This is a genomic window from Bacillus sp. LUNF1, from assembly GCF_011008975.1.
Lineage (GTDB): Bacteria > Bacillota > Bacilli > Bacillales > Bacillaceae > Bacillus > Bacillus velezensis.
Genome location: NZ_CP048876.1, coordinates 1,038,334 through 1,064,912, shown reverse-complemented (window position 1 = coordinate 1,064,912; position 26,579 = coordinate 1,038,334). Strand labels below are relative to the sequence as shown.

Below are 26,579 nucleotides of genomic sequence, written 5' to 3'. Positions count from 1 at the left end.
CTTTTTCATGGTACGATACAGAAAAAGAATCAAGCAAAGGAGGATTTTTTCATGGTTGAAGTAAAACCCATCACCGCAGAAGACACATACGCGATCAGACACAGTGTGCTGCGCCCCCATCAGACGATTGAGGATTGTAAATATGATCAGGACAGCGTCAAAGGAGCCTTTCATCTCGGAGGTTTTTACGACGGGACATTGATCAGCATCGCTTCTTTCTACCCGCAGAACCAGCAGGCTTTACAGGCAGCGCCCGCCTACCAGCTGCGCGGCATGGCGACGCTTGAGGAATACCGGACGCAAAAAGCGGGAAGCACGTTAATCGCCTATGCAGAACGGAAACTGGCAGATATGGGGGCGGCGCTTGTCTGGTGCAACGCCAGATGTCACGTAAAGGGATATTACGAAAAGCTCGGCTGGAAAAGCACGGGCGGCCCCTTTGACATCCCCGGCATCGGCCCTCATGTGATCATGTATAAAAAACTCGCCTGAAACAGACTAAAGCCTTTGGGGACATGTCTCTAAGGGCATTACCTTGAAGGTCACGTCCGCTTTTATATGCGACACTATTGACGCCCTCCCGCTTTTTTAATACCCTTTGTACATTACACAACAGCAAGGATGGCAGGCAGAAAACAATATCTGTCAATTGCCGTTTTCAGCTATTAATTCAGAAAAGGAAGTATGAGATGAATACGATCCAAAAACCGAAAATCCCGAAAGAATTGCCGGTGCTTTCTTTCACAGAAGCGCTTCAGGACGACCTCATCAAAGAAGTCGTCATAGAAAACGCCGTGATAAGCGGCAAACTGGACGGCCTGCGCGCCGAAAAAGTCATTTTCAGAAACACCGTTTTTACGGATGTCTCTTTCAGACATATGGAATGTACGGATGTCCTGTTTGACAAATGTGATGTCTCAAACGCTGATTTCAGCGGAAGCATCATCCATAGAACGGCGTTTCAGCATTCAAAACTTCTCGGCTTGAATCTGGCGGATTCCGCCATGCGTCATGTACGGTTTGAAGACTGCCTCGCACCTTACAGCTCCTTCAGCTATTCCAATATGAAGCATGTCCGGTTTGACTCGTGCGGCCTTTCAGAAAGTGAGTGGAATGATGCCGTTCTTGAATACACAGATCTTGACGCCTGTGATTTGAACGGCTCAAATTTTATCGGCACGTCTCTTTTTAATATAGATATCAGCACGTGCACATTTGATCACCTGCACGTCTCACTTGAGAAGCTGAAAGGATGCCGCATCTCTCCGTCTCATGCCGTGACATTCGCAGAAGCGCTCGGAGCCATTGTGACGTGATCTTTTATTAAATGAAACGGCGGGCGATGTCCGCTATCGTTTGAATGCCTTTTTCCAAGTCCGGCAAGGATGCGTACGAATAGGAAAGACGCAGGCTTTGCCGGTCTTCGGGAAGATAGAGAGCTCCCGGATTGATCAGCACACCGGCCTCCAAAGCACGGGTGAAAAGCGTCTGAACGGCGAATGCTTTATGGAAGGTGACCCAAATATAAAAGCCCCCCTCCGGCACATGCCACTCCGCAATATCTCCCGCGTATCTTTCAAGAAAACGCAATGCCGCATCTCTCCTGATTTTGAGTTCCTTTCTGAGACGCAAAAGGCGCGCTTCATAGCGGCCGCTTGACAGCCATTGACATGCCGCCCATTGAGATAAACCACTGGAGCCGTAATCCGTCTGCATTTTAATATCGGCGAGCCTGTCTGCAACCGGCTCAGGGGCGACGACCCATCCGATGCGCAGACCCGGGCTTACGGTTTTTGACAGCGTGCCGATATACAGTACATTCCCCTCACCGTCCATCGATTTTAACGGAGGCGGCGGTTCTTTATCGATCCATAAATCACCGTATGCGTCATCTTCAATGACAGGCAGACGGTGATTTCTTGCGAGCGCGATGAGTTCCTGCCGCCGCTTAAGTGACATTACCGTTCCGGTCGGATTATGGAATGACGGAATGGTGTACAGGAGCCCTGCTTCGTATTGCCGACGGTAAGCGGGAAGATGATCCGTTTTGATTCCGCTCCCATCCATCGGCACTCCCTTAAGCCTGACGCCCGCTGATTGAAACACACGCAGGGAATGGAGATACGACGGGTTTTCAGTCAGCATGACGGAGTTTGGTTTTAGCAGCCCGATTGAAATAAGCTGAAGCGCCTGCAGCGCGCCTGAGACGATTACGATGGATGCCGGGGACGCGTGAACCCCCTTTGTTTTCAAATGTTTCGCGACGCTTTGCCGAAGCTGCGGGCTGCCCTTCGGTTCTTCATAGCCGAGCGCAAAAATATTAGTTCCCGCTTCACGGAACAGTTCGGCCATCTCCTGCTCAGGCAGCAGCTCTTGACTCAGCTCACCCGTCCCCAGCCTGATCAGATCCAGACACGGCTCGTTTTGATTAATGGCCTGAATCAAGGATGAATTCGGCTGATGACTCCCCGATGTAACGTACGTGCTCCAATCAAGGGGCTTAGCCGCTGCCATGATGCTCCACGTATTGTTGACGACCTTTGTGCCTCCCCCTCTTTTTCCTTCCAGAAGACCTTGGGCGATTAACTCATCAACTGCTGCCGTCACTGTGCTTCGGTTGACCTGAAGCTCCTCGGCGAGCTTTCTTCGTGAGGGAATTTTCGTGCCGATGGTCCATTCGCCATGAAGTATTTTTTCTTTTATATGCTGTTCGATCTGGAGATAAAGCGGTATGTGCGACTCCCGATCCGGACGCCAGCGGTTCATACGTCATCCCTCCTTCTTTATTTATTATACATTTGGCTGGTTCAAGTACCAGCCAAATGGCCGGAGACATCAGCACACAGTGCGGCTACAATGAGATTTAGTTGACGATTGGAGGGTTTTACGAAATGAATGCCATTCTTCACGGAGTGATGCTCGCTTTCGGCCTTATTTTGCCATTGGGCGCGCAAAACGTGTTTATTTTTCAGCAGGGAGCCTGGCAAAAACATGTGTGGCAGGCGTTTCCCGCAGTGATTGCCGCCGCGGTATGCGATACGATTCTCATCAGCGCGGCCGTCGCAGGCGTGTCCATGATTATTGCAGAGATTCCCGTTTTTCAGACCGTCATGCTTATAGGCGGCTTTTTGTTTCTCAGTTTTTTAGGCTGGCAGACTTGGAGAAGCAAACCGCAGGCCGAACAGGTGAAAAAAACGGTTTTCTCGGCAAAAAAACAGGCGGTCACGGCCGCCATGGTATCCTTTTTAAACCCGCATGCGATTTTGGATACCGTCAGTGTCATCGGCACAAGCTCCGCCGCCTATCCGGGAATTGATAAATGGCTGTTTGCCGGTGCTTGTATCGCGGTTTCCTGGGTATGGTTCGCCGGACTGGCATTCGCGGGACGGCTCGTTCAAACGGCGGATACAGGAGGCCGGCTCCTCGGCATCCTGAATAAATGCTCGGCATTGGTGATGTGGGGTGCTGCTTTTTATTTTGCGGCCCTTTTGTTTCGATAAAAGGAATTCGGCCAGACCATGTTGAATGTACCGAAAGGAAGAGGGGGAATTGGAATGTCAGACATTTTAAAGCTGTATCACTACCACAGATGGGCAAATGAGCAAGTTATTCAGCATCTGAAGACCCTGCCCGCGGCAAGCTTACAGCAGAAACTGGATAGTGTTTTTCCGACTGTGAACGCCGTGCTTGTGCATATATACCGGGCTGATTACATTTGGCTTCACGTGCTTTACGGAGAAACTTTCGAACAAATCGTCTCGCAGTTTGATCAATTTGAAAAGCTTGACGGAGATTTTGAGGCGATTGAACATAGAATGACTGAACTGGACAAAGAATACAGCGAATTTTTAAAAGAAATGGAGAACCCGGAAGGTCCGATCTCTATTTCTCATCCGCGCATGGGAACGCTTCAGACGACATATGCCGATGTGATCCGGCATGTTGTGAATCACGGCACATACCATCGCGGCAATATCACCGCGATGCTTCACCAAATGGGCTATAAAGGCGTGCCGACTGACTACATTTTTTTCTCATACGAATCATAAAAAAGCAAAGGCCTCCCGGGCCTTTGCTTTTTTACTTCGAATCTATCATAATCCGGCATAGCTGGAGGCGCCCGGGGTGAGCTTTACAAGCCTTCCGGTTTTAAAAGATTCCGTCGCGGCGATCCCGATTTCTAAGTTAATCGCGGCATCGATGTCTGTCACAATCGGCGTTTCCCCTTTTTTCACACATTCGGCAAAGTGCTCAAGCTCCAGACGGTAAGCGTCTTTAAAACGTGCTTGAAAATCCGGAATAATTTCGCAGCTGCTGCCTGACTCCGTTAAAATGGTGACATGGCTTTTCCGCAGCGTACCGACCAAGATGCTTCCCGCCGTCCCGATCACTTCGGCGCGGATAAACTGCCTCCTACTTTTTGTTCTCTGGTATTAGGTCAGTCCGTTTTCCGGCTTACGAATTTGCGGTATTCAAGCGGCGAAATGCCTTCAATCTGTTTAAACAGTTTGGAAAAATAGGTCGGGTCTTCCATACCGATGGCATCCGCGATTGTCCCCATTTTGTCATTGGTTGCGGACAAAAGACGTTTCGCCTCCGTCATTCTGACTTTATTCGTATACTGGCCGGGCGTGACGCCGAGCACCTGCTGCATGCAGCGGGTCACGTAGTCTTGGTTGTAATGAAGAGCCGATGAAAGCGCTTTGATGGTTGTTTTCTCCTGATAGTGCTCCTGCAGGTACCGGGCGGCCTCCCATGCGACTCTTTCCTTTGCGGACGGGATTTGGAACGCTTCCTTCTGAAGATGGAGCAGCAGCTCTTCAAACAGAATCTGCTTTCTGAGCGGCAGATCGGAATTCTCGGCGCTGTCATCTGTCAGCACACTGAATTGCCCGGCCATAAACTGCGGACGTCTCACCTTCCCTTTTTGCGGCAGGGACAGGCGGTAGCGGGACGGCTCTTCAAAGCTCCCTTTTTTTCGCCTCAACTCTGACCAGTTGTTCCCGGTTGTTTCCGTCACCTCATAATCCGCTCCTTCAAAATGAAGCCACGAATAGGATGTCGTTTCTTCACTGCCTTTTGTCCCGTAATGTTCAAGGCCGGGAGAAAGCAGAATATATTCTCCGGCTTCAACGGAAAAGGCGTTTTCGTCTTCTGTAATGTAGAGGACGCCTTCTTTCACATACAGCAGATCAAACACCGGGAAGACCCGCCTCACATGGGTTTCGCCTTTTTTGAACACTCCTTCTCCCGCAGCGATAAAGACCGGGAACGGAGGAACTGTGAACTCGAGAAAGGACATATTTTCGGCCCTCCTTTTTAAGTCGGATTTTTGCAAGAAGTTTCGTTTCTCTCCCTTTTTATTATAAGAAAATGGAGGTACACTTTTAAACGTTGATTTTTTCAGGAAAGGGGTTAAAAGAAATGAAACAAGCGATTTTAAAACGGGCTGCATTCAAACAATCCTCTGATCACAAACTCTCATTATACGCGCTGACTTGGCCGATATTTATTGAGGTTTCATTATATATGTTTATGGGAAACGCCGACACTCTTATGCTTAGCCAATACTCTGACAACAGTGTGGCGGCCGTGGGTGTCAGTAATCAGATTTTAAATTTAATTATCGTGATGTTCAGCTTTATCGCAACGGGTACGACAATTGTGATTTCACAGTTTTTAGGATCTAAACAGAAAAAAGAGGCGCAGGAAGTGGCTTATGTATCAATAGGAGCGAACTTTGTCATCAGTCTCGCCATCAGCGCCGCCATATTTTTTGCGGCCGTTCCGCTGCTTCATGTGATGGGTCTTTCCAATGAATTGATGCCGGATGCCAAAGTCTTTTTGCAGGTGGTCGGCGGGCTGTCCTTCATTCAGGCTTTGATTATGACGTTCAGCGCCATTTTAAAAAGCTACGGTCATACGAAGGATACGATGTTCGTTACGATCGGGATGAATATTTTAAATATTGCTGGAAACTTTCTTGTCATTTTCGGGCCGCTCGGCCTTCCGGTGTTAGGCGTCGCCGGTGTTGCGATGTCAACGTCCTTTGCGCGGTTCATCGGGCTGATCGCGATGATTGTGATCGTCAAAAAACGCATCGGACTCGGTCTGACATGGCAAAAGATTTTTCACGTCCATAAAGAGCACTTGCGGAAACTCCTGAAAATCGGGATTCCGTCTGCCGGCGAACAGCTGTCTTACAACATTTCACAAATGGTTGTCACTTATTTTATCGCCATTATGGGCGCTCAGGCACTTACAACAAAGGTTTATACACAAAACATCACCATGTTTATCCTGCTGTTCGGAACGGCGATCAGCCAGGGCACACAGATTTTGATCGGCAGATATATCGGCGCCAAACGGTTTGACGACGCTTATGACCGCTGCATGAAAAGTCTGTACTGGGCGCTTGGCATTGCCGCTTTGACATCCGTGATCATGACCTTGTTTTCAAAGCAGCTGATCGGAATTTTCACAAGCAGTCCTGACATTATTGCGACGGCGAGCATGCTGATCGCCATGACGATCATTCTTGAGCCCGGCCGTTCATTTAATGTCATTATCATCAACTCACTGCGGGCTGCCGGAGATGCAAAATTCCCCGTCTACATGGCGATGATTTCCATGTGGGGTATCGGACTGCCTCTCGCTTATCTGTTCGGCATCCATTTCGGATTAGGGCTTATGGGCATCTGGATTTCATTTATCGCGGATGAATGGGTCAGAGGCATTCTTATGTACAGAAGATGGCGGTCACGGATTTGGATTCAAAAAGGGATTGCATAAACGCCCGAAGCTTCGTTATGAAGCCGGGCGTTTTTTTATGCTTGCGAAAGCTGTTTTCTCATGTCACCGAGCTCTGACCGGTAATGTGCCAGCAAACCGGTAACGGCGGGCCTTGAGTATAACGGAAACAGCTCCAGCTCTTCAGACGCCTCCTCGAAATACGCCTCGGCCTCGAATGCGATGTACTCCCATACATTCATAAAAGCTTTGTTGACGGTATGGCTCTCCAGCTCTTCTTCCGTATAGCCGAATTGCATCATCACCTGGCGCGGTAGGCGCTTTTTCGCCCGCTCATCCGTATGGACCCCCAGAAGCACCCGGGTCAGCTGAATGGCTGCTCCTAATGAAACGGCTGCATGGCGGAGTTTCTCTTGGTTCCGGCGCGCACAAACCGGCAGCAGCAGCAGGCCGAGGGCTCCGCCTGTTTGGCCCGCGTACATCAGCAGGTCATCAAACTCTTGATAAGTTACTTTTTCTCTGTCAGAGATTTGGCCGGCGATAAACTCACGTAACGGCTCTTCTTCAAGCGCAAATTGCTGCCGCACATCGGTGAGCGCCTCCCACAAAAAGCCGTCGGCGCGTGTCCCGTTCAGAAAGTCTTGTGCCGCCTGTTCAAATCCTCCAAGTTCCTGCACATCAAGCCGATCAGCTACGTGAAACAAAGCAAGCACCGCCCATGCGGCCCGCCTGTTTTTTGGCGGCAGGGATGAGAAAGTCCGTTTATATAAAGGAAAGTGCGCCTCGGCAAGCTGGGCGCATGTTTCGTATTCGGTCATGGTATCACTCCTCTGTTTTTTAGTGTACCATATGTTTCACAATAAAAAGACCGATATCCTTCAGCGGAAACCGGTCGCGGCACTGTTATTCTTCTATATCGATACGGTACGCCTCAAACCATGTATGGATCTGGGCAAGATGGGCGATCAGCTGCGGGCCTTTCATCAGCTGGCCGAACCACGGAACCTGAAAAGATGAACCTTCTGTCTCCAGCAGCATTTCCAGCTTCTTTCTGTCAAGCAGGGTGTGAAGCACGGAATCTTTCTGTTGTAAAATCGTTTTCAGCCATTCTGTGACCCCCTGCGTGTATTTCGGGTGATGTGTTTTCGGATAAGGGCTTTTTTTGCGGTACAAAATATCTTCAGGAAGCAGTCCTTCAAGCGCTTTCCGCAAGATGCCTTTTTCCCGGCTGCCATGCATTTTCATTTCCCAAGGAATATTCCAAACGTATTCCACAAGTCTGTGGTCGGCGAACGGCACCCGTACTTCAAGACTTGCGCCCATGCTCATGCGGTCTTTGCGGTCGAGCAGATTTGTCATAAACCAAAGCATATTTAAGTAGAACAGCTGCCGTCTCGCTTTATCTGTTCCTGTCTCACCGTCTAACAGCGGCGTTTCCGCAATGGTTTCTTCATATCTCGCATTCACGTATTCTCTAAGATTCAGCCGTTTTTGCCACTTTTCATCCAAGAGCGTGATTCTCTCCTCAGTCGACCTCATCCAAGGAAATCCGTCTTCTTCTGCCGCGGTGTGAAACCACGGATATCCGCCGAAAATTTCGTCCGCACATTCTCCGGAAAGGCTCACGACAAAATCTTTTTTAATTTCCCGGCAGAACCATAACAGCGAGGAATCAACATCAGCCATGCCCGGCAGGTCTCTGACGAGAACGGATTCCTCCAGATGTTCAACCAGCTGATCCTGCGTAATCACGCACTTATGATGCTGTGTGCCGAATGCATTTGTCATTTTATCGATCCACGGGCCGTCATCATTCGGCTGAAAGGCGCTCGCTTTAAAAAATTTGCTGTTCTCCTCATAATCAATTGAATAAGTATGAAGGGGATCTCTGCCTTGTTTCTCAAAATGAGCGGCGGCTATCGCGGTTATCGCGCTCGAATCAAGCCCCCCTGATAAAAACGTGCAAACCGGCACGTCAGATACGAGCTGGCGTGTCACCGCATCCTGAAATAAGTACCGAATGTGAGCCGCGGTTTCATCGAGGCTGTCTGTATGCTTTTCGCTCTTTACATTCCAATAACGCCATATGGACAAACCGTCCTTTGAGAAAGTGAACGCATGGGCGGGACGCACCTCGTGAATTCCTTTAAACACCCCGCAGCCCGGAGTTCTGGACGGCCCGAGTCCGAATACTTCCGCAAGTCCGCCGCTGTCTGTGCGGGCTTTCACATCAGGATGAGCAAGGATGGCTTTCAATTCCGACCCGAACAGAAAGGAAGAGCCGTGTTCTTTATAAAAAAACGGTTTGACGCCGAGCCGGTCTCTTGCCCCGAACAGCCGCTTGCGCTTTTCATCCCAGATGGCAAAAGCGAAAATACCGTTCAAGCGGTCCACGCACTCCTCCCGCCACTCAATATAGCTGTGCAGCAGCACTTCTGTATCAGAGGTCCTCTCAAAACGGTGGCCCCTCGCCTGAAGCTCCTTCCGCAATTCCTCCGTGTTATACAGCTCGCCATTATAAATGATGGTGTACGTTTCCTCTTGATGCGTGCAGGCCATCGGCTGGCGGCCGCCTTCAATGTCAACGACCGAAAGTCTTTTATGTCCGAATAAAACATGGGGCTCTCCCCAGACGTTTGAATCATCAGGCCCTCGTTTTGAAAGAGTGTCTATCATATTGTTCATAATATGTTTCTCTTGGACGAGCTGCTTTTGAAAATCGACCCAACCCGCAATTCCACACATGTGATATCAGCTCCAATCCCGTTTCTGTCGGTATCAAATTCGTTTCTATCAGCACTTTACCCAGTTTATGCAAAGAAACGCAGATAGTTGATTTGTCCCACTAAGAGTTGTATGAGACAAGCCCGATTTGGAAAGAACGGAAGAGAAGAAACAAACAAAGGAGACCGGCACGGTTATGAAACGAAAACAGCTTTTCTCAGAAAAAAACAAATGGGGGCGCGGCACTCTGATGATAGAGGACGGCATCTGCCTCGTCGAAAACGATGAAGGCGATATCCTGCTTGCAGACAGTCTAGGAAACGCAGGCGTATTGATGAAACGCGGCGGCAGATGGCAGCCGGCACGGATTTGCGGCGGCGCGGCCGAAATCGGCGCAGACACCATCCCCCTGCTCGGCGGGGAAGAAATCCGTTATGAAAAGGCGGTCAAACGGCCGCTGTTAACCTTGCTCGATTCGCTGGACGATGAAACGTTTCTGCTGTTTCTCAGCCATCTTCACGGGTTCGGCCTGTCTGTATATGATTGCGTATTTTCCTACAATCAGGCGCAGTTTTCCGGTGAAGGCGTTTCGTTTTATCACTTCTCGGCGGATGACGCACAATGCGCCCTGCAGCATCACCGCGGCAGCTCGGGTAAACACGACAGATTTGAATGGACGGCATCTGACGGGCGGCGCTCTATTATGTATTCAGCGGCAAGACAAGACGGCACCGCGTAACAAACAGGCCGCACCTTTTAAATAGGTGCCGCCTGATGTATTTAGCTTTGTTTTTCACGCTGATTGACGCCCGGCGTTTGCTTTTGCCGTAGCTTTTTCGGTAACGAGAGTGATTGACGCTTTTGGCATCCTGCAAATCTCCTTCGCCTCATCAACATCCCCCTGTCACGGTATTTCTCATTCAGCGGCACAGTTGCGCAAAATGTATGCGCAACTAAAAAAACCCGGATGCATCCGGGTTTTTCAAGCGATTGATTAAAATACGTGAAAGCCGATCGGCAAGTGAAGGCCGAGCAGCACCGTCAGGACGAGTACGATAATAAAACCGATCCACAGTCCGCCGGTTGATTTGCCTTTTTTCTTGCGGATGACGAGCATTTCCATCAGTCCGATGGTAATGATGCCGAGCAGCATTTTTCCGGCGTACTCTCCGTTCCAATTCGCAAAACGGACGAAAAGCTCAGCTCCGGTCAGAATAATAATAATGTAGAATAAGCGCAGAATCATATGCGTAATTTTTGCGCCCTTCGCTTTTCCGGAACCGTACAGCCCGTAGCTGACAAACACCAGGATAAGCGCAACGACCCATGAAGTAATATGCCAATGTGTCATTATGTTCAATTCCCCCTATCAGATCAATCTGCCTCACTTATGGTACCACAACAAGCCGCTCGGAGCATTATCAATCGTGCGAAAGACACACAATTATCCGATTTGGTTCGACAGCGTGCCGATCGGTTCAATTGTAATGTCAATGCGGTCCCCCGGCTTTAAAAATTTCGGCGGCTTAAACCCTTTTCCGACACCGGACGGCGTTCCCGTCGCTATAATGTCACCGGCTTCAAGTGTCATCCCTTTTGACAGCGTCTCGATTAATTCAGCTATCGGAAAAATCATGTCACCCGTTGATCCTGATTGGCGCAGTTCTCCGTTCACCCGCGTTTCAACTTTCAGGCTTTGCGGATCACTGACGGCCGACTTATGTACAATGACCGGGCCCATCGGGCATGTCGTATCGAGGCTTTTGCCGATAAAAAACTGTTTATGTTTTTTCTGCAGATCGCGCGCTGTTATATCATTTACAATTGTATAGCCGAATATATGATCAAGCGCATGTTCTTTGGAGATGTGCGATCCGCTTTTTGATATGATTACCGCAAGCTCCCCTTCATAATCAAGCTGCTCCGTTACGTCCAAGTGGCTGTCCACTGTTTCTCCGTGTCCTGTAACGGCAGCGGGGGCTTTCGTAAAAACCATGGGATGCTCCGGTATATCCGCCTCACTCCCCATTTCAACGGCATGATCACGATAATTTTTCCCGATGCAGATCACGTTCTTTGAAGGTCTCGGAATAGGCGCGCAAAGCTTTACGTCAGACAGCGCATACATAAATGAACCCGACTCGTCATTCGGTTTTTTCGCCCATTCCGCAAGCTGTCCGGCATGCGCGACAAACTTATCTCCTTTTTGAATGCACTCGATCAGCGAACCCGGAATCGTCTCAAGTTCAAACAATTTTTTTTCAGCCTTTTGCAGATCTAAGATTTTGTCATCATCAATGATCAGACCGACAAATGTTCGGCTGTTCAGTTCCCCTGTCGCAAATTTCATGTTAATCCCCCATCATTTTTAAATCTGGCATTCCTTTATGTATTCTTCCTCCGGGCGGGAAATTCCTCTTTTAAACAGGCTGAAAATAAGTGTAAAAGAGTATCAAAAATTGTCACTTTTTTAGTCATATTGACGAAATAAAACCTTCTTGCACAAAATGGGTTATACTATTATCATCCTATGTTTTCCAAAATAATCGAGAATTGGAGATCACACGATGAACAAAATTGAAGAAAAAAGATTAACTTTATTCGAGACAGCGCAAAAATTCGGAATCAATGCGACGGAGACCATCAGGTGCAGCCAGGAGCTGGACAGCCTTTTAAACGGGTGCCGGGGCGGGCTCATCCAACAAACGAAAGACAGCGGGCTGAACCCGGCCGCACAAATTGAGCACGGCCGCACCGCAGGAAAAAAAGAGGTTTTCTCATAAACGTGATATGTATATAAATCTGTATCATTTATGTATACGACCCGGCATGCGTAAAGCGCCGGTGTTTTTACGTCTAAAGTTTTTTCCGCTCACAAAAATGTGCATTTGTCATAAGCTATTTTAGGCAGGCAGCCCAGATAAGCTCCTGGAGTGCAGTCATGAAAATCTTCACGAAAAGGATGTGCTCGTATGCCCGCAATTGTCGGAGCGTTTAAAATTAATGCCGTCGGTACGAGCGGAGTCGTTCATATAGGCGACTGCATCACCATTTCTCCAAAAGCAGAGGTTAAGACATTTGCCGGAGCGGGCAGCTTCAATACCGGAGACAATCTCACACTGACGAATTACAGGAATTCAACGAATGTGTACGATAATGATGTAATCGATCAGCCGATGGCAGGAAACGCATAAAGGAGGCGCCGTATGAATTTTTACGTCAATCAGTCGATCCATATCAATTACATGCGTGTAGAATCTGTCAGCAATTCCTCCATACTGCAAATCGGAAGCGCCGGTTCAATTAAATCTCTTTCCAATCTGTACAATACAGGGAGTTATGTTGAGCCGGCGCCGCCTGTCACCGCGGGGCAGCAGACTGTAACAACAGGGGGAGGTCCCGGCACCTCATCATTTGTACCGCTCCAGCCGCCAAGCCGGTAGTTTTAATGAAGGAAACGAGACGCGAGGTGAATGTCATGTATGATCAATCCGTTTCATCCTACCTGCAGAATTTAAATTCTTTCGTCCAGCAGCAGGCGCAGCAGATTCAGGAGCTCGAACGGCAGCTGAAAGAATTCCAAAATGAAATTTCAACGCTGAAACAGCAGCCTTCTACAAGAATCGATCGGCTCGAGTATAAATTTGATCAGCTGAAAATTGAACGGCTGGAAGGAACGCTGAATATCGGATTGAATCCGACTGATCCGAATGCCGTGCAAAACTTCGAAGTCGGCCAGACATCTCCGCAGGTCGGAATGATGCAGCAGGAACAGGCGGGCCAGCAAATGCAGCAAATCCGCCAAAACGTCGATATGTACCTGAATGAAGAAATCCCCGCGCTTTTAGAACAGCTCGAAACTCAGTATGAGAGCAGGCTGGACGAAACGAACAAATATCATATTATTGAAGATATCAGAAAGCAGATGGACAGCCGGATTCAGTATTATCTGTCCCATGTCCCGAAAGAAGAAAATACGGCGCCCGCGCAATATGCCGAGCAGATTGCCGAACATGTAAAGCGTGATATTGTCAGGGCCGTCGAGCACTTTATTAAGCACATACCTGGTGAAATGAAAGGTGATGATCCGTCATGATTTTTACAGTGATTAACCGGAATATTGAAGTCGGCGACATCCGGTCTACCGGTGTGTCCAGTTCTTCCTTATTATTAATCGGCGACACCGATTCCGTCTATCTGTCTTCCATCTTTGACACGCCTCCGGAATCTCTTATTATCGGGCCTTATGTGCCGCTGGCGCCGGAATAATGTTAAAGCGTATTTCACGCCTCCGGAACGCCAAAATCAATTCAGTCGGGATTGCGAGTGTCTTTCAAGCAGGCGATACGAATGAAATCAATATGCGGGTCAAAGTATTGGCCGATCAGCGTAGTCTTGCTGTATACAGAGATGATGAAGGCTCATTTAACAAAAAAGAATACCAGATCTTTCGGCAGCCGGCCGTCATGCCGTTACCGGAAACGGGAGTCCAAAGCGCATTCTGCCATGAAAACCCTTCAATTCGGGTAAGGAATGTGAAAGTTCAAGGGGTATCGTCAGCGTCCGTGGTTCAAATCGGATCGACGTCGATCGTTCTGGGAGATTCGCGGCTGAAACATATTAGGCAGATCTTCACGTCAAGCTCACAATCACAGCAGCCCTGACATATAATGACGGTGAGACTTCTATAAAGGGTGTCGTTTATGCCAGCAATTACCGGACCTATAGCTATCAATTCCATATCGGGCGGAGTCGTAAACTTTGGTGATTCCTTTTACCTTTCTCCAAAAAGCTCTTCTAAATCTGCGCTCGGTTCGGGAGCAGGCAATACCGGAGATTTCCTGTTATTAAACAACGTTGTCAATGCGACAAACTATATAGACCCCGATGTCAGCGATCAAAATGTGGTCGGAAACGCCTAAAAAGCAGCCGCTCTTTCAGAAGAGGGCTGCTTTTGGTTCAGCGTTATGTTCGTTCATTTGCTTTTTTTGTTTTTAAAAGCTTTTCCGGCGGCTGTTTTCTGATCCATTTTACAAACCGCACGAGTTTCGGGTCACGCCGCAGCTCTTCTATTCCCGCGAGCCTCGCCGCAAGCTCCTGATTCGTATAGAGCGCGTGAACCTGTTTATGACAAGGGATGCAGAGCATTGCGGTCGGAAGGAATGTCCCGCCTTCTTCCTTAGGCGTTAAGTGGTGCTCCGTCAGCCGCACATGATGGCGGCCGCATAATTCACATGTGCCCTCGGCAGAATCGGCCATAATTCCTTCTCCTTTCTACATGATCTCCAATGTGACCCGGGTGCCTTTCCCGCCCGGTTCGGACGGATGAACGATTAATTTTTTCGGCAGACGCGCTCTCAGCTCCTGCACATGGCTGATCACTCCGACGGATAAGTTGTCCGATTGCAGCTTTTCGAGCGCTGTGACAACGGTGTCTAAGAGCCCTTGGTCAAGAGTCCCGAATCCTTCATCTAAGAAAAAGAATTGCAGCGGGTATTGCCCCCGCAGCTGAATCTGGGCGGACAAGGCAAGCGCAAGCGACAGCGATGTCAGAAACGTCTCCCCGCCGGAAAGGCTTGATACGGGCCGTTTGACGCCTCCGTTCGCGTCATCACGCATGACGAAACCGCCTTCTGAATCGACTAATATGGCATACCGCTGCCTTGTCAGCGCTCCGAGACGGGCAGAGGCGTCCCGAGCTACGCTTTCCAGCTGTTCTTCCGCTAAAAATTCGACGAATGTATTGCCTTTACATACAGACTGGAGCTTATCAAGCCTGTCAATCTGTGTCTGCCAGCTTTTCAGTTCGGCTTCAATCTCTTTAAAGCGCTTATGCTGTTTTTGCATAACCGCGAAGGCTTTTGCCTGTGCTCCTTTTTCCTCCATGGCGGCGCCTGACTCAGCCTCTGCCTGCTTCAGCAGAGAAACGGATGCTGTCCATTCTTCCTCCGATATCCGGCGCTCGGCTAATTTATCAGTAACACGGCTGATATTTGCCGATAGCTGTTTTGAAGTGTCCAGGAACTCATCAATTTCTTTTTTCATTTCCTCTGCACGCCCTTGCGGAAGCAGACTTTTTTTGACTTGGTCCGGGTCGGTAAACCCGGTGTCTTTTGACCTCACGCGCCAGTCGTTTTGCGCTTTCTCAAGGGAGGTCTCAGCATCCCTGAGTGACATGAGACTCCCTGATTCCCGGCCTTTTGCGTCATTCAGTGATTGCTGCGCCTGCTTCAGCGCGTCGAATAGGGACTGTTCTTTCGATTTTAACAGCTGTAATTCCTGCCGCACCGCTTCAAGCTTTGCGGAAATTGATGTTTCTTCAGCTGCTGTTCCGAGCTCTTGTTCATATCCGTCAATCACCTGCTGCAGGCGCTCAGACGCATAGTGAAGCTCGAGCCGTTCCCGTTCAAGCCGATGCTTCATCTCCTGCAGGCGTTCTTTCTCCTCTTCATGTTCCTTGAGGAATGCGATGCTTGTTTCAATGCGCTTCTCACATTCTTCTGCCTGCCTGTCCTTCTCATCTATCGAAGCCTGCCAGGCGTCAATCCGGTTTGGCGGAATATCACCGCAGACTTCGTTGTACTGATTCAATCGGCTTTCTGACAGCGATTCAAGCTCTTCTAATGAATGTCTGAGACGGTCGGCTTCTTTTTCCTCGTAGCGGATTCGTTCGGCAAGCTGCTCAGCTTGTCTCACCGTCTGCTGATGCGCGCTGATCAGTCTTGTGACCTTCTCTTTTACCGACAGCATATCCTGTTTCATTTGTTTCCATTCCAAGCGGACGGCGCTGAACGCTTCATCAAGCGGGCGTCCGCTGATGGAGGAAGCGGCTTCCAGCTCCGGAACCCGGGCGCTTTGCAGAAACGGGCATTCTTCGGTAAAACGCCCCGACTGTTCTTCTAATGCAACCTTGGCTGTCAGCACTTCCTGAGAAAGAGCCGCCGCCTCAGAAAGCAGCGCTTCAACCTGCTGCAACTGTTCCTGTACAGCTGTATCAGGCGAGAATGTTTCATGAGCGGAACGCGGGCGGTCATGCTGCGTCGAGCCGCATACAGGACAAGGCTTTCCTTCGATCAGTTTTTCCGATAATTCTTTTGTTAATGCAGCCGTTCTCGCTTCCTCTGAGCGCCTGCGGAGATCGGCTTGCGTTTTGTCAGCCCGTTCGGCTGCGGCTTTCAGTGAACGCTCCGTTTCACAGACCATATGGTAAACGGTTTGAAGCGTTTGATAAGCGCGCGTAATGTCTTCCTCTTCCGTTTTCGCTTTCGCTGTGAGCGACTCGCTTTCTCCGTTCAGCTTCTCCATGTTTTTCAGCTGCGTTGTCAGATTGGCCCGTTCTTTCGTGATTTGTTCCTGTGTCTGCTGAAAGCCCGCCGCCAGCTGTGCTGCGGTCTGGCATTTTTTCCGTTCATCGGCGGTCACTTGAACTGCTTTCAGCTCTTCTTTCAGCTCATTCTGCCTGTTTTGGCCGCGGGTCAGGCGGTCTTTCACTGCGGCCAGCTGTTTCGAGGCGGCTTCGTATTCTTCCTCTTTTTTGCTGTGTTCCGCATTTGTTTTTTCCGCTTCTTTTTTCGCTTCAAGCAGTTTTTGTTCAATGGCTGAAAGTCTTTGATACAGCTCTTCTTCCTTGACAAGCTTCGGCTCCCGTTCGGCCTTATGGGCCCGCCATGCTTCATAGGCTTCATTTTGCCGGGTAAATGAAACGGTTTCCGCCTCTGATTTCCGTTTGGCCAGTTCGTGTTCCTGTTCGGCGCGCTGCTTCCGGCGGACGGCTTCTGTGTAGCGGTCTGCGTACGGCTCAAGGGCGAGAGCTGTTTCAGCCTCTTTAAGACGCTCAGTCAAATCCGTGATGTACGGGCGTCTTTCCTCAAGCTTTTTCTCCCGGCGCTCATATTCATCTCTTTCTGTCTGCAGGTTCCAAATTTCCTGGTGATTCTCAAAACGCTCTTTTGCCCGGACCCGTTTCTTCTCAGCTGCTTCAAGCCGTTCGTTCGCTTCGTGAAACTGCTGTTCAGCCTGCTTCAGCGCATCTTCTCCTGCGTCTCCGAGGCCGGATTGTTCGGCCAGCATTTCATTTTTTTTCGCTGCCGCTTCCTGCGCCCGCCGCCGCAATTTTTTGACAAGCCTGTCCCCGTACTGTTCCAGATTAAACAGGCGCTGGAGCATATGTCTTCTTTCCGCGCCTTTAAGCGACAGAAACTCGGCAAACTTTCCTTGCGGCAGCACGACGGCTCTTGTAAAGTCGTCAATGGTCAGGCCAAGAAGCTCCTCTACCTTTTTGTTCACTTCATTCGCTTTATCGGCCAGCACCGTTTGTTCATCTTTGATTTCAATCAGGCGGCAGAGGGCGGTTTTTACTTTCGTTTCATCCGTTCTCTTAAAAACGCGCTCGACCTTGTAGGAAACCCGGTGGCCGGATTGAAGCGCGAATGTAAATGAGACGGCGAGCTGATCTTCGGCATGATTCAGGATGCCGTGCGTATTATTTGCGGCGCGCTCCACTTTTCCGTATAAAGCGAGTGTCATGGCATCAAGGATCGACGATTTTCCGCTTCCGGTCGGCCCGAAAATCCCGAACACCCCGGCTCCTGACAGTCCGGCAAAATCAATGGTCTGTTCCTCCCTGAAGCTGTGGAGCCCTTTTATCGTTAACAGAATCGGCTTCATGTCGCATCCTCCTCATCATCTGCTGACGCAAGCTCTAAAAACAGCTTGACCATCTCCTCATCCGGCACGCCGCCGCCCGTTTGTTTTTCATAAAACTTCTTAAATCGATCCTCAATTGATGTGTGTTTCACTTCAATCCGGTCATTTCCGGTCTCTTTTTCTTCAAAAACCGGCCTGATATGGATAAAGCCGGGATGCGCCTTTCTCAGCCGATGAATTTCCTCGAGAGAAAGCTGATCCGTCAAATGGATATCAAGATCGATCCAGGCATTCCGGTCACGCCCTTCATCGAGCCAGCCGTGAACTTCGCTCAGCCCCTGCGCTTTCCATTTGACGAGCGGTTTACCGGAAGACAGGAAAATCTCTTCCCACTTCGCTTCTCCGCCGGGCTTCGCTTCTACCACCGTCACCGATTTGGCATAACCGGCTTCTGAAAAGCTGTATGCGAGCGGAGAGCCTGAATAACGGGCAGCCGTCTTGGCGCGCTTGATCGTTTGCGGACGGTGGAGATGGCCGAGAGCCACGTAAGCCGCATCAGCCGGCAGGCTGTCAGCGGCGACCGTGTAAGCGCCCCCGACTTCAATCGGACGCTCTGAATCGGTTTGATTTCCTCCTGCGACATAAATATGGCTCGCCGCGACTTTCACGGCATCATCCCGGCACAGTCCGCACATGCGGGCAAACGCCTCTCTGATTTTCACATCGTAATGATCGCGAAGAAGCTTTTCCTCAAACGTATCAGACAGCACTTCGTTTAATCTCGCTTCTGACGGATAGGCAAGCGCAGCTACGGCTAACAGCTCGTCCGCCGACGGCACCTCGATATGCACGGGTTCTGTCCGCGGATAGCCGATTAAATGAATGCCGCGCTCATTTGTTAACGGAGAAGCCGCCGCCAGCCTGTCGGGATTGTCATGGTTTCCGGCAATGACGACAACCGGCCGCTTTCCGCCGTCAGAAAGCGCGGAAAGACTTTCGTAATACAATTGTTCAGCGAGCGCAGGCGGGTTGACCGTATCAAATACATCCCCCGCCATAATGACCGCATCAATATTTTCTTCCTTGACAATGGTATTCAGCTCTTCCAATACCTCGGCCTGCTCGCTCAGCCGGCTTCTGCCTTCCAGCGTTTTGCCGAGGTGCCAGTCAGCTGTATGTAAAATGCGCATACCGCATTCACCTCACTTTTTGATAGAAAAAAAGATCCGCTCCAAAAAGGAGCTTCGGATCTTGTTACAGTGTAAGAACGTGACCTCCATCGAAGAAATAGAGCGCACGCCCTTTCACTTTCGTTTTTGTAATTTGTTCAACCGCTTTTGTATACAATTCGATTTGTGTTTCATACCTTTTTTGCAGAATCGGAGCCGCGCCTTCAAATCCGTTCCGGAATTTCCCCTCTATCCGATCTGTTTTATAGTCCAGCAAATAGAGACCGTCCGCAGTTTCGTAGAGGCAGTCAATAATCCCTTGCACGAGCAGCGGTTCACCGGCCGTTTCGGCATCCTTGTACACCTCACCCGCCGGAAGCGCCATACTGAACGGCACTTCCCGATCAATCCGCAGCGCCCCGAGAAGGTCTTTCCCGATTTCAGTTTCGAAAAACTGAACAATTTCTTCTATATCAATGGCTTCCTGCTGCTCTTCTGTCAGCAGCTCTTTTTCGTAAAGCATCCGGACCGTCCGCTCCGCTTCTTCGGCAGTCGGAACGTGCGTCAGCGGTATGTGCTGCATCACCGTATGCATCGCCGTTCCTTTTTCGGCGGCTGTCAGCCCTTTTTTCATCATAAAACCGGGACGCCTGTATAAAAGCGTGTCTCCTGATGGTTTGATGAGAGAGCGGCCGCTGTATTCATCCTCGTATTCTTGCTTTCTCTTCAGCTCAGAAACTGACTGCTTCGTTCTGATAGCCGTCAGCTCTCGGTACGGATATTCCCATTCAAGCAGACGGCGCGCCTGATCATCAAATGAAAACGAATCAGGAATCGGCTCGCCCTGCTGAATCGCTTTGAGACGTTTGCTCTTTTCTTCAGCACGTTCTTTTGGATTCTCTTCCAGCAATTCACTTTGCTGCAGCATCCGGATGTGAAAACGCGACGGATCGCGCGCGATATCCTCAGGCGATGAAAGCCCCGGCGTCCTGTGCGCTTCCATGTCACGGTGACGGATGAGCGCCGGCCCGATAAAGTCCAAATAAGATGACGCCTGATAGCGGTCGAATTCAGAAAGAAGCCAATCAGCCCGGTCTGCTTGCGCCTGCCATTTGGCCAGCTGTTTTTCCCGGTTTTTGCAGGAGCCGACGAGAAACAGCTTTTCCTTCGCTCTGGTCAGCGCCACATACAATACACGCAATTCTTCGGATAAGAGCTCTCTGCGCATCTTTTTCTTCATCGCCACAAGCGGAAGAGTCGGATAGCTGATTCTGAGTTCCGGATGAATGTACTTCGTGCCGAAACCGAGCTCTTTATCAAGCAGGTATGATTTGTTGAGATCCATCATATTAAAACTTCTGCCGAGTCCGGCGGTGAAAACGACGGGAAATTCAAGTCCTTTGCTGCTGTGGATCGTCATCAGCCGAACGACATCCTCCTGCTCGCTGAGCGCCCGGGCCGTCCCCAGATCATCGCCGCGCTCCTGCATCCGTTCAATGAACCGCAAAAAGCGGAATAACCCGCGGAACGCCGTCGCTTCGTACGAGCGCGCCCGGTCATACAAGACGCGCAGATTGGCCTGGCGCTGCTTTCCGCCAGGCATGCCGCCTGCATAGTCAAAATATCCGGTATCGCGGTATACTTCCCAAATCAGCTCAGACACCGAATGATTCGTCGAAAATGACCGCCACTTTTGCAGACTGTCATAAAAGGTTCTCAGTTTTTGATACAGTTCATCATGCCTGTCAGCGTTCGCTATATATGCTTTCAGCGCTTCATAAAACGGCGCTTTTTTCTTTTCAAGGCGTATCAGCGCAAGTTCATTTTCGTCACATCCGACGATGGGCGAGCGCAGCACGGAAGCAAGCGGAATATCCTGATACGGATTATCAATCACCTTCAAGACTGAAAGCGCCGCAGCCACCTCCACGGCTTCAAAGTAACCCGACGTCAAATTGGCGTAAACCGGAATGCCCTGGTTTTTCAGCTCTTCCATTAATTGCGGCGCCCACGGCATGGAGCGCAGCAAAATTACGATATCCCGGTACTGGATATTCCGGTGTGTTTTTGTTTTGCCGTCATAGACCTTAAACGGAGATGAGACAAGCTTTCGGATCTCCCCGGCTATCGCTTTCGCTTCCCAGTGCACGGTTTCAAAGTCTTCGGCATCCTCGGAGCTGTCTGCGCCATCAGCGCTGTCAATCAGCAGCAGTTCCGTTTTTGCCGCTTCATTCGGCGGATACGATGCGCCGAGCTTCAATGCCGCCTGTTCATCGTAGTCCACTTCGCCGATTTTTCCGCCCATCAGCTGCTTAAACAAGAAATTCGTACTGTCCAAAATATCGGAGCGGCTGCGGAAATTTTGGTTCAGATCAATTTTCTGCCCCGCGCCTTCCCCGCTCTCTGTAAACCTTTTATATTTCCCGAGAAACAGCAGCGGCTCAGCAAGTCTGAAACGGTAGATCGATTGTTTGACGTCGCCTACCATAAACAGATTTCCCGTCTCTTCATTCCCGCTTTTAACAAGCTGCAGGATAGACTCCTGCACAAGGTTCGTATCTTGATATTCATCAACCAGAACTTCATGGAACTGGTCTTGATAATAAACGGCCGCTTCGCTCGGCACCCGCCGGCCTTCTTCATCAACCGCAGTTAAAATCGCCAGGCAGTAATGTTCCAAATCTGAGAAATCAATAATTGATTTTTCTTGTTTCGCCGCTTCAAATCGTTTTCCGTACGATATCACGAGCTGAACGAGCGTTTCGATGACAGGCTTCATATCTGCTAAACTCTTTAAGTGATCTTGCGGACTTCTTGTAAAGTAATCTGTCTTTACCTTTTCGATCAGTTTCTTCGCGCCGTTTCGCAAATCGGTCGCTTCGTCCAAAAGCGCTTTGTCAAATTCATCACCCTTTACCGCCTTCGCCCGCTTAAATGAGACTGCGGGAACCCGTTCATACAGCGCATCGAAGTCATGCCGGCAGCTGATCAGCTCTTCTATCTGCTGAAGGTCATCCAGAAAATTATCAGCGCGCGGGGCCGGCCCGCCGGGCGCTTTTGTCAGTTCAAGCGCCTTTTCAAGCTTTTGTTTTGCCCCGAAGAGCGCCATTTCAGCATCTTCTCTCACATATTGGTAAAACGCAAGCTCTTCCATTTTGCTTTCTTCCGTCACGTCATACAGGCGGACAAAGCTTTGCAGCCACGCTTCCGGGTCAGGATGCGACCGGGAATACTCGTACACCCGTTTGACAAGGTCTTGAAGATCCAGATCATGCCTGTCTGTCGTATATCTGTCCGCAAGCTCAAAAAACGCCTGATTCCCTTTTGCGTATTCATCTTCAAACAGCTCATCAAGCACTTCGTCTCCGAGCAATTCGCCTTCCGTCTGGTCAGCCATCCGAAAACCGGGGTCAAGATCAATCATATAATAATATTTTTTAAGCACTTGCAGACAGAAAGAGTGAAGCGTCGAAATGCTCGCCCGATTTAATAGAGAGAGCTGCCGTCTGATATGCAGAGATCCCGGATTTTTGGCGAGCTCTTTTTCTAATGCTTCCGCGATCCGATGCTTCATCTCCGCTGCTGAGGCGTTTGTAAAGGTCACCACAAGGAGCCTGTCAACATCAACCGGATCTTCTTCCGCAGTTATCTTTCTGATCATCCGTTCCACAAGCACGGCCGTTTTACCTGATCCGGCTGCGGCAGCGACCAGAATATCGCGGCCGGAAGAAACGATGGCGCTCCATTGGTCATCCGTCCATATGCTGTCTTTCGGTTTAGGAATTTGCATCATCATCCGCCTCCTTTTTCAGCCAATCCAGTATGGTGCCGTCTTTTTCCGCTTTCAGGCTGCGGTATTCATTTTCCTTAAGCGACTCATCAAACTGGCATACCGACTTAAACGCACAGTACGTACAAGGCGTCTTATCTTTCAGCTTATACGGGGTAATGGACACAAGCCCGTCCGTTATCGCTTCGCCAGCCTGTTCAAATGTCCGCCGCACATGGTCTGTCAGCAGATGAAAGTCCTGTTCGCTGACCGCGGCTGAGTCGGATCTTAAAGACCCGTCCTTTTTCAAACCGGCATTGACGATATTTGAACGCCCTTCCTCCAAAGTCGTGTCCATCAGACTGATCGCCTCCCGGTCACCGAGGAGAAGGCCTTTCATTTTAAATTTCTTAAAAATTTCCTGCTCGATTTCATCAAGCCCCATCGGCAGACTGGCCTGAATCATCGGATCATGGATATGGAAATACAAAACGCCTGCCGGTGTCGCTTTCATACCGAGCCAATCTTCGGAATGTGTAATCGATAAGTCAAGGTATGTGAGCATTTGCAGAGCGAGCCCGTAATACACCTCAGCCAGATCAAGCCCTCTGTCGCTTGATTTATAATCAACGATTCTCAGCAGCAGGCCTTTTGAGCTTTCCGCTTTATCCACGCGGTCGATCCGTCCGACGAGTTCCATTGTACAGCCGTTTTTCAGCGTGAAAGTGAGCGGGGGCAGCGGCCCGCTTCCGCCGAAACCGAGTTCAAGACCGACCGGGACGAAACCGCTCGCCTTCGCATGCTCGCTTAATATGCCTGAAACACGCGTGACGATCTTCTGCAGTTTTTCCTTCACATAAAAGTGTCTGTTTGAGCTGAGCAGAATCTCTTTTTGCAGCTTTGGCGCAAGCCGTTCCACCGCTTCATAGGAGAAATTCCGGCACTGATCTTTCGTCAGATCTCGCCATTCCAGCTTCTGCTCACGAAGCCGGTCTGAAATCAGCTTCAGGCTGGAGTGAAACAGCTGGCCGATATCCGGCGCGTCCAGCTTGAAAAACTGCCGCTCTTTTAATTGAAGCCCGTGAGATGCAAAATGAGAGAACTGGCAGGCATTAAACGCCTCCATCCGTGAGACGCTTCCTTTAATATGCTCGCCGTAAAGCTGGCGCGAAACAGGCCGTTCAAGACGCTTCGCCTCATTGCGGAAAAACAGGCTTGAAAACAGCTTTTTCGCACGCCGGTGATCAGACTCTTTCATCAGCACATTGTATGCGCTCCACCATACGTCACTGATCTCGTACTCTCTTGTCCACAGCCTGAGCTGACTTGCCGTATATGTCTGAGCCACCTGTTTATTGACGAGATACTGAAGCTGCTCTTCTTCGCTTACCTGCTCGGGATCAGCCGCTGACAGCTTTTCCTGATGATCGGGAAACAGCTCGCCAAGCCTGTTTACAACGATTGACGGCAGGAGCGTTTTTCCTTCCGCATCGGCAATCGGGTATGACACATAAAGACGGTCAGACGGACTCGACAGCGCCATATAGATGAGAAAATGCTCATCAAGCAGCCGCTCACGCCCCGCGGAAGACAGCTCCACTCCGACCGCTTTCAGCCACTCCCGGTCATCATCAGACAGCACGCCGTTCTCATCCGGGCGCGCCGGAAGAACGCCGTCATTAGCCCCGATGACGAATGTGCAGGACGTGCCGTACATTCTTGAGAGATCCATATTCCCTACAAATACTTGGTCAAGAGCAGGCGGAATTAAAGAAAAATGAAGCGATTCCGTTCCCGTTTCAAGCATTTGCTGGAACAGCGCCAATGATATTTCATCTTCACCCATCATGCCGGCAAACTCCTCGAGAAGCTGGATAACGGCATCCCACGCCTGGCCGTGCTGCTGCGCTTCGATCATGTTTCCGGCCTCTTCGGCCCGCTGCCTTTTCCGGTCCAGCTTCAGTGGAACATCGGTATCTTCCAAAAAGAGATAAAGAGCCTCCGCCATGCTTTGAACCGTTTTCGCTTTTTTCATCCGGTTTTGAAGCCGGACGAGGGGCGCGGCTATCCACTCTCTCGTCTCATTCAGCATGTGTTCCATCTCTATTTCCTGATCCGTCTGCGCGAAATCCTCATCAAGCGATACGAAGCGCCTGTATACAAACCGCTCGCCGCTTGTCCAGCGCTCCCCTTTAATGCCGTAGGCAATACAGTAATTTTCAAGCTGATCAACCTGCTCTCTTATTTTCTGCTCCGGCTGATCAAGCGGGAATAACAGTTCGGTTTTCGCACAGCGGAACACTGCTTCATATCTCCAGTTCCCCTTCACGACATCGAGGCTTGAACGGATGAATTCAATAAGCGGGTGATGCTGCATAGAAGCTTTTCCGTCAATAAAATAAGGAAGCCCGTAATCGGCAAACACTTCCTTCAGCAAATCTTTATAATCTTCCGGCTGACGGATGAGAATCGCCATATCTTTGTACCGGTATCCTCCGTCCCGGACAAGCGATTGAATTTCCCGGGCAATACCTTCAAGCTCAGCTCTTCTGTTTTGCGCCTGCATGACGGTAAAAGCTTCCTGTCCGCCGGTATACGCCGCGGCGGGACGCACATCGTACTGTGACTCTATACAGGCAAGCTCCGGTGCATGCTGATGCCGCTTCGTGCCATGCAGTTCCTTGCAGGAAATATCAGCATTCAATTCCTTTGCCGTCTGATAAAGCTTATAGTATGTGCTTCCCGTCATTCTGAACAGATCGAGCTCATCAGGTGCCTGTTCCGCCGAAGGGCTGTCCGCCGTCAGCGAGAATGTGACATGTTCAGCATGCATGATCAGCTGCTCCAGCACCCTTAATTCCTGCGGCGTAAATTGATAGAATCCGTCGACGTAAACACGGGCGCCTTTTACAACGTCCGCCAAAGGAATCTGCTGAGCGAGCAGCGTCAAATAGTCCTCTGAATGCAAATAGTGTCCGGCGAGGCTTCTTTCCATCTGCTGATATAAAATGCCTAAATCATGAAGTTTTTCAGACAGCATCCGCTCTCCGCGATATTCTGACGCCGTTCCGCTTTCCGCCATGCGGCGGACGTCTTCAGGCTCAATACAGTACCGCTTAAACTCTGTCAGCATCCGTTCCACCTGCTCAGTGAACCCGGTTTTGTCACTCGCTTTTTGATACACTTTAAACTCGTGCTTATATTCTTCAATCAGTTTCCTTAAAAGCATCTGCACACCCGTCGTCGTCACAAACGGGCGGTTCATGCCCCCGGTATGCTGAAGCACGCGCCACGCCAAACGCGAAAAACTGAACACTTGAGCGCGTATCATGCCGCCGATATCCGGCGTTTTAGCAAGCTCATATTCCATTAAAAACGTCATTTGATCCGGGACTAGAAAAATGATCGGTTTCCCGAACGGCTCCCGGCGCAGTTCATCTTGAATGCTGTCGATAATCAGCCTCGTTTTCCCACTCCCCGATCTGCCTACTAAAAACTCAACACCCAAATTAAAAGACCCC

24 protein-coding genes and 1 pseudogene are annotated in these 26,579 nt (G+C 50.0%); 13 read left to right on the top strand and 12 right to left on the bottom strand.

Annotated elements, in window-relative coordinates:
* Window positions 1-51 precede the first annotated feature (51 nt).
* Together G4O42_RS05475 and G4O42_RS05470 are read left to right on the top strand one after the other, a co-directional pair.
* Window positions 52-492 carry a GNAT family N-acetyltransferase gene (locus tag G4O42_RS05475; protein WP_032874418.1) on the top strand — a complete coding sequence of 147 codons (441 nt, stop codon included), beginning with the start codon at window positions 52-54 and terminating at the stop codon, window positions 490-492.
* A gap of 197 nt (window positions 493-689) precedes the next feature.
* Window positions 690-1,316 carry a pentapeptide repeat-containing protein gene (locus G4O42_RS05470; RefSeq protein ID WP_032874416.1) on the top strand — a complete coding sequence of 209 codons (627 nt, stop codon included), beginning with the start codon at window positions 690-692 and terminating at the stop codon, window positions 1,314-1,316.
* A gap of 7 nt (window positions 1,317-1,323) precedes the next feature.
* On the opposite strand, the gene pdxR is transcribed toward G4O42_RS05470, so the two are convergent.
* Window positions 1,324-2,766: a MocR-like pyridoxine biosynthesis transcription factor PdxR gene (gene pdxR / locus G4O42_RS05465; RefSeq protein ID WP_032874414.1), complete on the bottom strand. Its 1,443-nt coding sequence runs from the start codon at window positions 2,764-2,766 to the stop codon at window positions 1,324-1,326.
* 125 nt (window positions 2,767-2,891) lie between these two features.
* Here pdxR and G4O42_RS05460 point away from each other — a divergent pair, with 125 nt between their 5' ends.
* Window positions 2,892-3,500: a LysE/ArgO family amino acid transporter gene (locus G4O42_RS05460; RefSeq protein WP_032874412.1), complete on the top strand. Its 609-nt coding sequence runs from the start codon at window positions 2,892-2,894 to the stop codon at window positions 3,498-3,500.
* Window positions 3,501-3,554: 54 nt separating this feature from the next.
* On the top strand, window positions 3,555-4,049 hold the full coding sequence (locus G4O42_RS05455) for a DinB family protein (RefSeq protein WP_032874410.1): 495 nt from the start codon (window positions 3,555-3,557) through the stop codon (window positions 4,047-4,049).
* Between the two features lie 45 nt (window positions 4,050-4,094).
* Here the strand turns inward: G4O42_RS05455 and iolX are convergent.
* Window positions 4,095-4,403: pseudogene (iolX, locus tag G4O42_RS05450) on the bottom strand (scyllo-inositol 2-dehydrogenase); the annotation flags it as partial.
* A gap of 35 nt (window positions 4,404-4,438) precedes the next feature.
* On the bottom strand, window positions 4,439-5,302 hold the full coding sequence (locus tag G4O42_RS05445) for an AraC family transcriptional regulator (RefSeq protein WP_032874405.1): 864 nt from the start codon (window positions 5,300-5,302) through the stop codon (window positions 4,439-4,441).
* A 122-nt stretch (window positions 5,303-5,424) separates the two neighbouring features.
* On the opposite strand from G4O42_RS05445, the gene G4O42_RS05440 reads away from it, so the two are divergent.
* Window positions 5,425-6,792, top strand: a complete 1,368-nt coding sequence (locus tag G4O42_RS05440; RefSeq protein WP_032875187.1) for an MATE family efflux transporter — start codon at window positions 5,425-5,427, stop codon at window positions 6,790-6,792.
* 35 nt (window positions 6,793-6,827) lie between these two features.
* On the opposite strand, the gene G4O42_RS05435 is transcribed toward G4O42_RS05440, so the two are convergent.
* Together G4O42_RS05435 and asnB are read right to left on the bottom strand one after the other, a co-directional pair.
* Window positions 6,828-7,568 (bottom strand): squalene/phytoene synthase family protein, encoded by a 741-nt coding sequence (locus tag G4O42_RS05435; protein WP_032874403.1) that lies wholly within the window; start codon window positions 7,566-7,568, stop codon window positions 6,828-6,830.
* Between the two features lie 85 nt (window positions 7,569-7,653).
* Complete coding sequence (gene asnB, locus G4O42_RS05430; protein ID WP_012117256.1) at window positions 7,654-9,495, bottom strand: asparagine synthase (glutamine-hydrolyzing); 1,842 nt, start codon at window positions 9,493-9,495, stop codon at window positions 7,654-7,656.
* 175 nt (window positions 9,496-9,670) lie between these two features.
* Here asnB and G4O42_RS05425 point away from each other — a divergent pair, with 175 nt between their 5' ends.
* Window positions 9,671-10,213, top strand: coding sequence for a DUF2777 family protein (locus tag G4O42_RS05425; protein WP_032875184.1), 543 nt, complete (start codon window positions 9,671-9,673; stop codon window positions 10,211-10,213).
* 255 nt (window positions 10,214-10,468) lie between these two features.
* Here G4O42_RS05425 and G4O42_RS05420 read toward each other — a convergent pair whose 3' ends face one another.
* The gene (locus G4O42_RS05420; RefSeq protein WP_007409161.1) at window positions 10,469-10,825 is read right to left on the bottom strand and encodes a YisL family protein; all 357 of its coding nucleotides are present in this window, start codon (window positions 10,823-10,825) and stop codon (window positions 10,469-10,471) included.
* 93 nt (window positions 10,826-10,918) lie between these two features.
* Window positions 10,919-11,824 carry a fumarylacetoacetate hydrolase family protein gene (locus G4O42_RS05415; protein ID WP_031378473.1) on the bottom strand — a complete coding sequence of 302 codons (906 nt, stop codon included), beginning with the start codon at window positions 11,822-11,824 and terminating at the stop codon, window positions 10,919-10,921.
* A gap of 217 nt (window positions 11,825-12,041) precedes the next feature.
* On the opposite strand from G4O42_RS05415, the gene G4O42_RS05410 reads away from it, so the two are divergent.
* From G4O42_RS05410 to G4O42_RS05380, 7 genes are all read left to right on the top strand, one after another.
* Entirely contained in the window at window positions 12,042-12,257 is a 216-nt protein-coding gene (locus G4O42_RS05410; protein ID WP_032874401.1) for an aspartyl-phosphate phosphatase Spo0E family protein, read from the top strand.
* A 189-nt stretch (window positions 12,258-12,446) separates the two neighbouring features.
* Window positions 12,447-12,668 (top strand): spore germination protein, encoded by a 222-nt coding sequence (locus tag G4O42_RS05405; RefSeq protein ID WP_003155135.1) that lies wholly within the window; start codon window positions 12,447-12,449, stop codon window positions 12,666-12,668.
* A 12-nt stretch (window positions 12,669-12,680) separates the two neighbouring features.
* A complete protein-coding gene (locus G4O42_RS05400; RefSeq protein ID WP_007409164.1) occupies window positions 12,681-12,917 on the top strand; it encodes a spore germination protein GerPB in 237 nt (78 codons plus the stop codon).
* A 35-nt stretch (window positions 12,918-12,952) separates the two neighbouring features.
* On the top strand, window positions 12,953-13,570 hold the full coding sequence (gene gerPC / locus G4O42_RS05395) for a spore germination protein GerPC (protein ID WP_003155139.1): 618 nt from the start codon (window positions 12,953-12,955) through the stop codon (window positions 13,568-13,570).
* Window positions 13,567-13,743: a hypothetical protein gene (locus tag G4O42_RS05390; RefSeq protein WP_003155141.1), complete on the top strand. Its 177-nt coding sequence runs from the start codon at window positions 13,567-13,569 to the stop codon at window positions 13,741-13,743. The genes gerPC and G4O42_RS05390 overlap by 4 nt, the downstream gene beginning before the upstream one ends.
* On the top strand, window positions 13,743-14,138 hold the full coding sequence (locus G4O42_RS05385; protein WP_014417372.1) for a spore germination protein GerPE: 396 nt from the start codon (window positions 13,743-13,745) through the stop codon (window positions 14,136-14,138). Before G4O42_RS05390 ends, G4O42_RS05385 begins: the two co-directional genes overlap by 1 nt.
* 39 nt (window positions 14,139-14,177) lie before the next feature.
* A complete protein-coding gene (locus tag G4O42_RS05380) occupies window positions 14,178-14,396 on the top strand; it encodes a spore germination protein (RefSeq protein WP_003155143.1) in 219 nt (72 codons plus the stop codon).
* A gap of 43 nt (window positions 14,397-14,439) precedes the next feature.
* On the opposite strand, the gene G4O42_RS05375 is transcribed toward G4O42_RS05380, so the two are convergent.
* The 5 genes from G4O42_RS05375 to addB all read right to left on the bottom strand — a co-directional run bounded on the left by G4O42_RS05375 (window position 14,440) and on the right by addB (window position 26,566).
* Window positions 14,440-14,733, bottom strand: coding sequence for a hypothetical protein (locus G4O42_RS05375; protein ID WP_032874399.1), 294 nt, complete (start codon window positions 14,731-14,733; stop codon window positions 14,440-14,442).
* 15 nt (window positions 14,734-14,748) lie between these two features.
* On the bottom strand, window positions 14,749-18,141 hold the full coding sequence (gene sbcC, locus G4O42_RS05370) for an exonuclease subunit SbcC (protein ID WP_032874396.1): 3,393 nt from the start codon (window positions 18,139-18,141) through the stop codon (window positions 14,749-14,751).
* Entirely contained in the window at window positions 18,138-19,310 is a 1,173-nt protein-coding gene (gene sbcD, locus G4O42_RS05365; RefSeq protein WP_032874394.1) for an exonuclease subunit SbcD, read from the bottom strand. Before sbcD ends, sbcC begins: the two co-directional genes overlap by 4 nt.
* A gap of 64 nt (window positions 19,311-19,374) precedes the next feature.
* Window positions 19,375-23,079, bottom strand: a complete 3,705-nt coding sequence (gene addA / locus G4O42_RS05360; RefSeq protein ID WP_032875181.1) for a helicase-exonuclease AddAB subunit AddA — start codon at window positions 23,077-23,079, stop codon at window positions 19,375-19,377.
* Window positions 23,066-26,566, bottom strand: a complete 3,501-nt coding sequence (addB, locus tag G4O42_RS05355) for a helicase-exonuclease AddAB subunit AddB (protein ID WP_032874392.1) — start codon at window positions 26,564-26,566, stop codon at window positions 23,066-23,068. The genes addA and addB overlap by 14 nt, the downstream gene beginning before the upstream one ends.
* Window positions 26,567-26,579 lie beyond the last annotated feature (13 nt).

Coding starts and splice junctions, on each gene's coding strand:
- G4O42_RS05475 (WP_032874418.1), top strand. CDS start 52: ATGGTTGAAGTAAAACCCATCACCGCAGAAGACACATACGCGATCAGA.
- G4O42_RS05470 (WP_032874416.1), top strand. CDS start 690: ATGAATACGATCCAAAAACCGAAAATCCCGAAAGAATTGCCGGTGCTT.
- pdxR (WP_032874414.1), bottom strand. CDS start 2,766: ATGAACCGCTGGCGTCCGGATCGGGAGTCGCACATACCGCTTTATCTC.
- G4O42_RS05460 (WP_032874412.1), top strand. CDS start 2,892: ATGAATGCCATTCTTCACGGAGTGATGCTCGCTTTCGGCCTTATTTTG.
- G4O42_RS05455 (WP_032874410.1), top strand. CDS start 3,555: ATGTCAGACATTTTAAAGCTGTATCACTACCACAGATGGGCAAATGAG.
- G4O42_RS05445 (WP_032874405.1), bottom strand. CDS start 5,302: ATGTCCTTTCTCGAGTTCACAGTTCCTCCGTTCCCGGTCTTTATCGCT.
- G4O42_RS05440 (WP_032875187.1), top strand. CDS start 5,425: ATGAAACAAGCGATTTTAAAACGGGCTGCATTCAAACAATCCTCTGAT.
- G4O42_RS05435 (WP_032874403.1), bottom strand. CDS start 7,568: ATGACCGAATACGAAACATGCGCCCAGCTTGCCGAGGCGCACTTTCCT.
- asnB (WP_012117256.1), bottom strand. CDS start 9,495: ATGTGTGGAATTGCGGGTTGGGTCGATTTTCAAAAGCAGCTCGTCCAA.
- G4O42_RS05425 (WP_032875184.1), top strand. CDS start 9,671: ATGAAACGAAAACAGCTTTTCTCAGAAAAAAACAAATGGGGGCGCGGC.
- G4O42_RS05420 (WP_007409161.1), bottom strand. CDS start 10,825: ATGACACATTGGCATATTACTTCATGGGTCGTTGCGCTTATCCTGGTG.
- G4O42_RS05415 (WP_031378473.1), bottom strand. CDS start 11,824: ATGAAATTTGCGACAGGGGAACTGAACAGCCGAACATTTGTCGGTCTG.
- G4O42_RS05410 (WP_032874401.1), top strand. CDS start 12,042: ATGAACAAAATTGAAGAAAAAAGATTAACTTTATTCGAGACAGCGCAA.
- G4O42_RS05405 (WP_003155135.1), top strand. CDS start 12,447: ATGCCCGCAATTGTCGGAGCGTTTAAAATTAATGCCGTCGGTACGAGC.
- G4O42_RS05400 (WP_007409164.1), top strand. CDS start 12,681: ATGAATTTTTACGTCAATCAGTCGATCCATATCAATTACATGCGTGTA.
- gerPC (WP_003155139.1), top strand. CDS start 12,953: ATGTATGATCAATCCGTTTCATCCTACCTGCAGAATTTAAATTCTTTC.
- G4O42_RS05390 (WP_003155141.1), top strand. CDS start 13,567: ATGATTTTTACAGTGATTAACCGGAATATTGAAGTCGGCGACATCCGG.
- G4O42_RS05385 (WP_014417372.1), top strand. CDS start 13,743: ATGTTAAAGCGTATTTCACGCCTCCGGAACGCCAAAATCAATTCAGTC.
- G4O42_RS05380 (WP_003155143.1), top strand. CDS start 14,178: ATGCCAGCAATTACCGGACCTATAGCTATCAATTCCATATCGGGCGGA.
- G4O42_RS05375 (WP_032874399.1), bottom strand. CDS start 14,733: ATGGCCGATTCTGCCGAGGGCACATGTGAATTATGCGGCCGCCATCAT.
- sbcC (WP_032874396.1), bottom strand. CDS start 18,141: ATGAAGCCGATTCTGTTAACGATAAAAGGGCTCCACAGCTTCAGGGAG.
- sbcD (WP_032874394.1), bottom strand. CDS start 19,310: ATGCGCATTTTACATACAGCTGACTGGCACCTCGGCAAAACGCTGGAA.
- addA (WP_032875181.1), bottom strand. CDS start 23,079: ATGCAAATTCCTAAACCGAAAGACAGCATATGGACGGATGACCAATGG.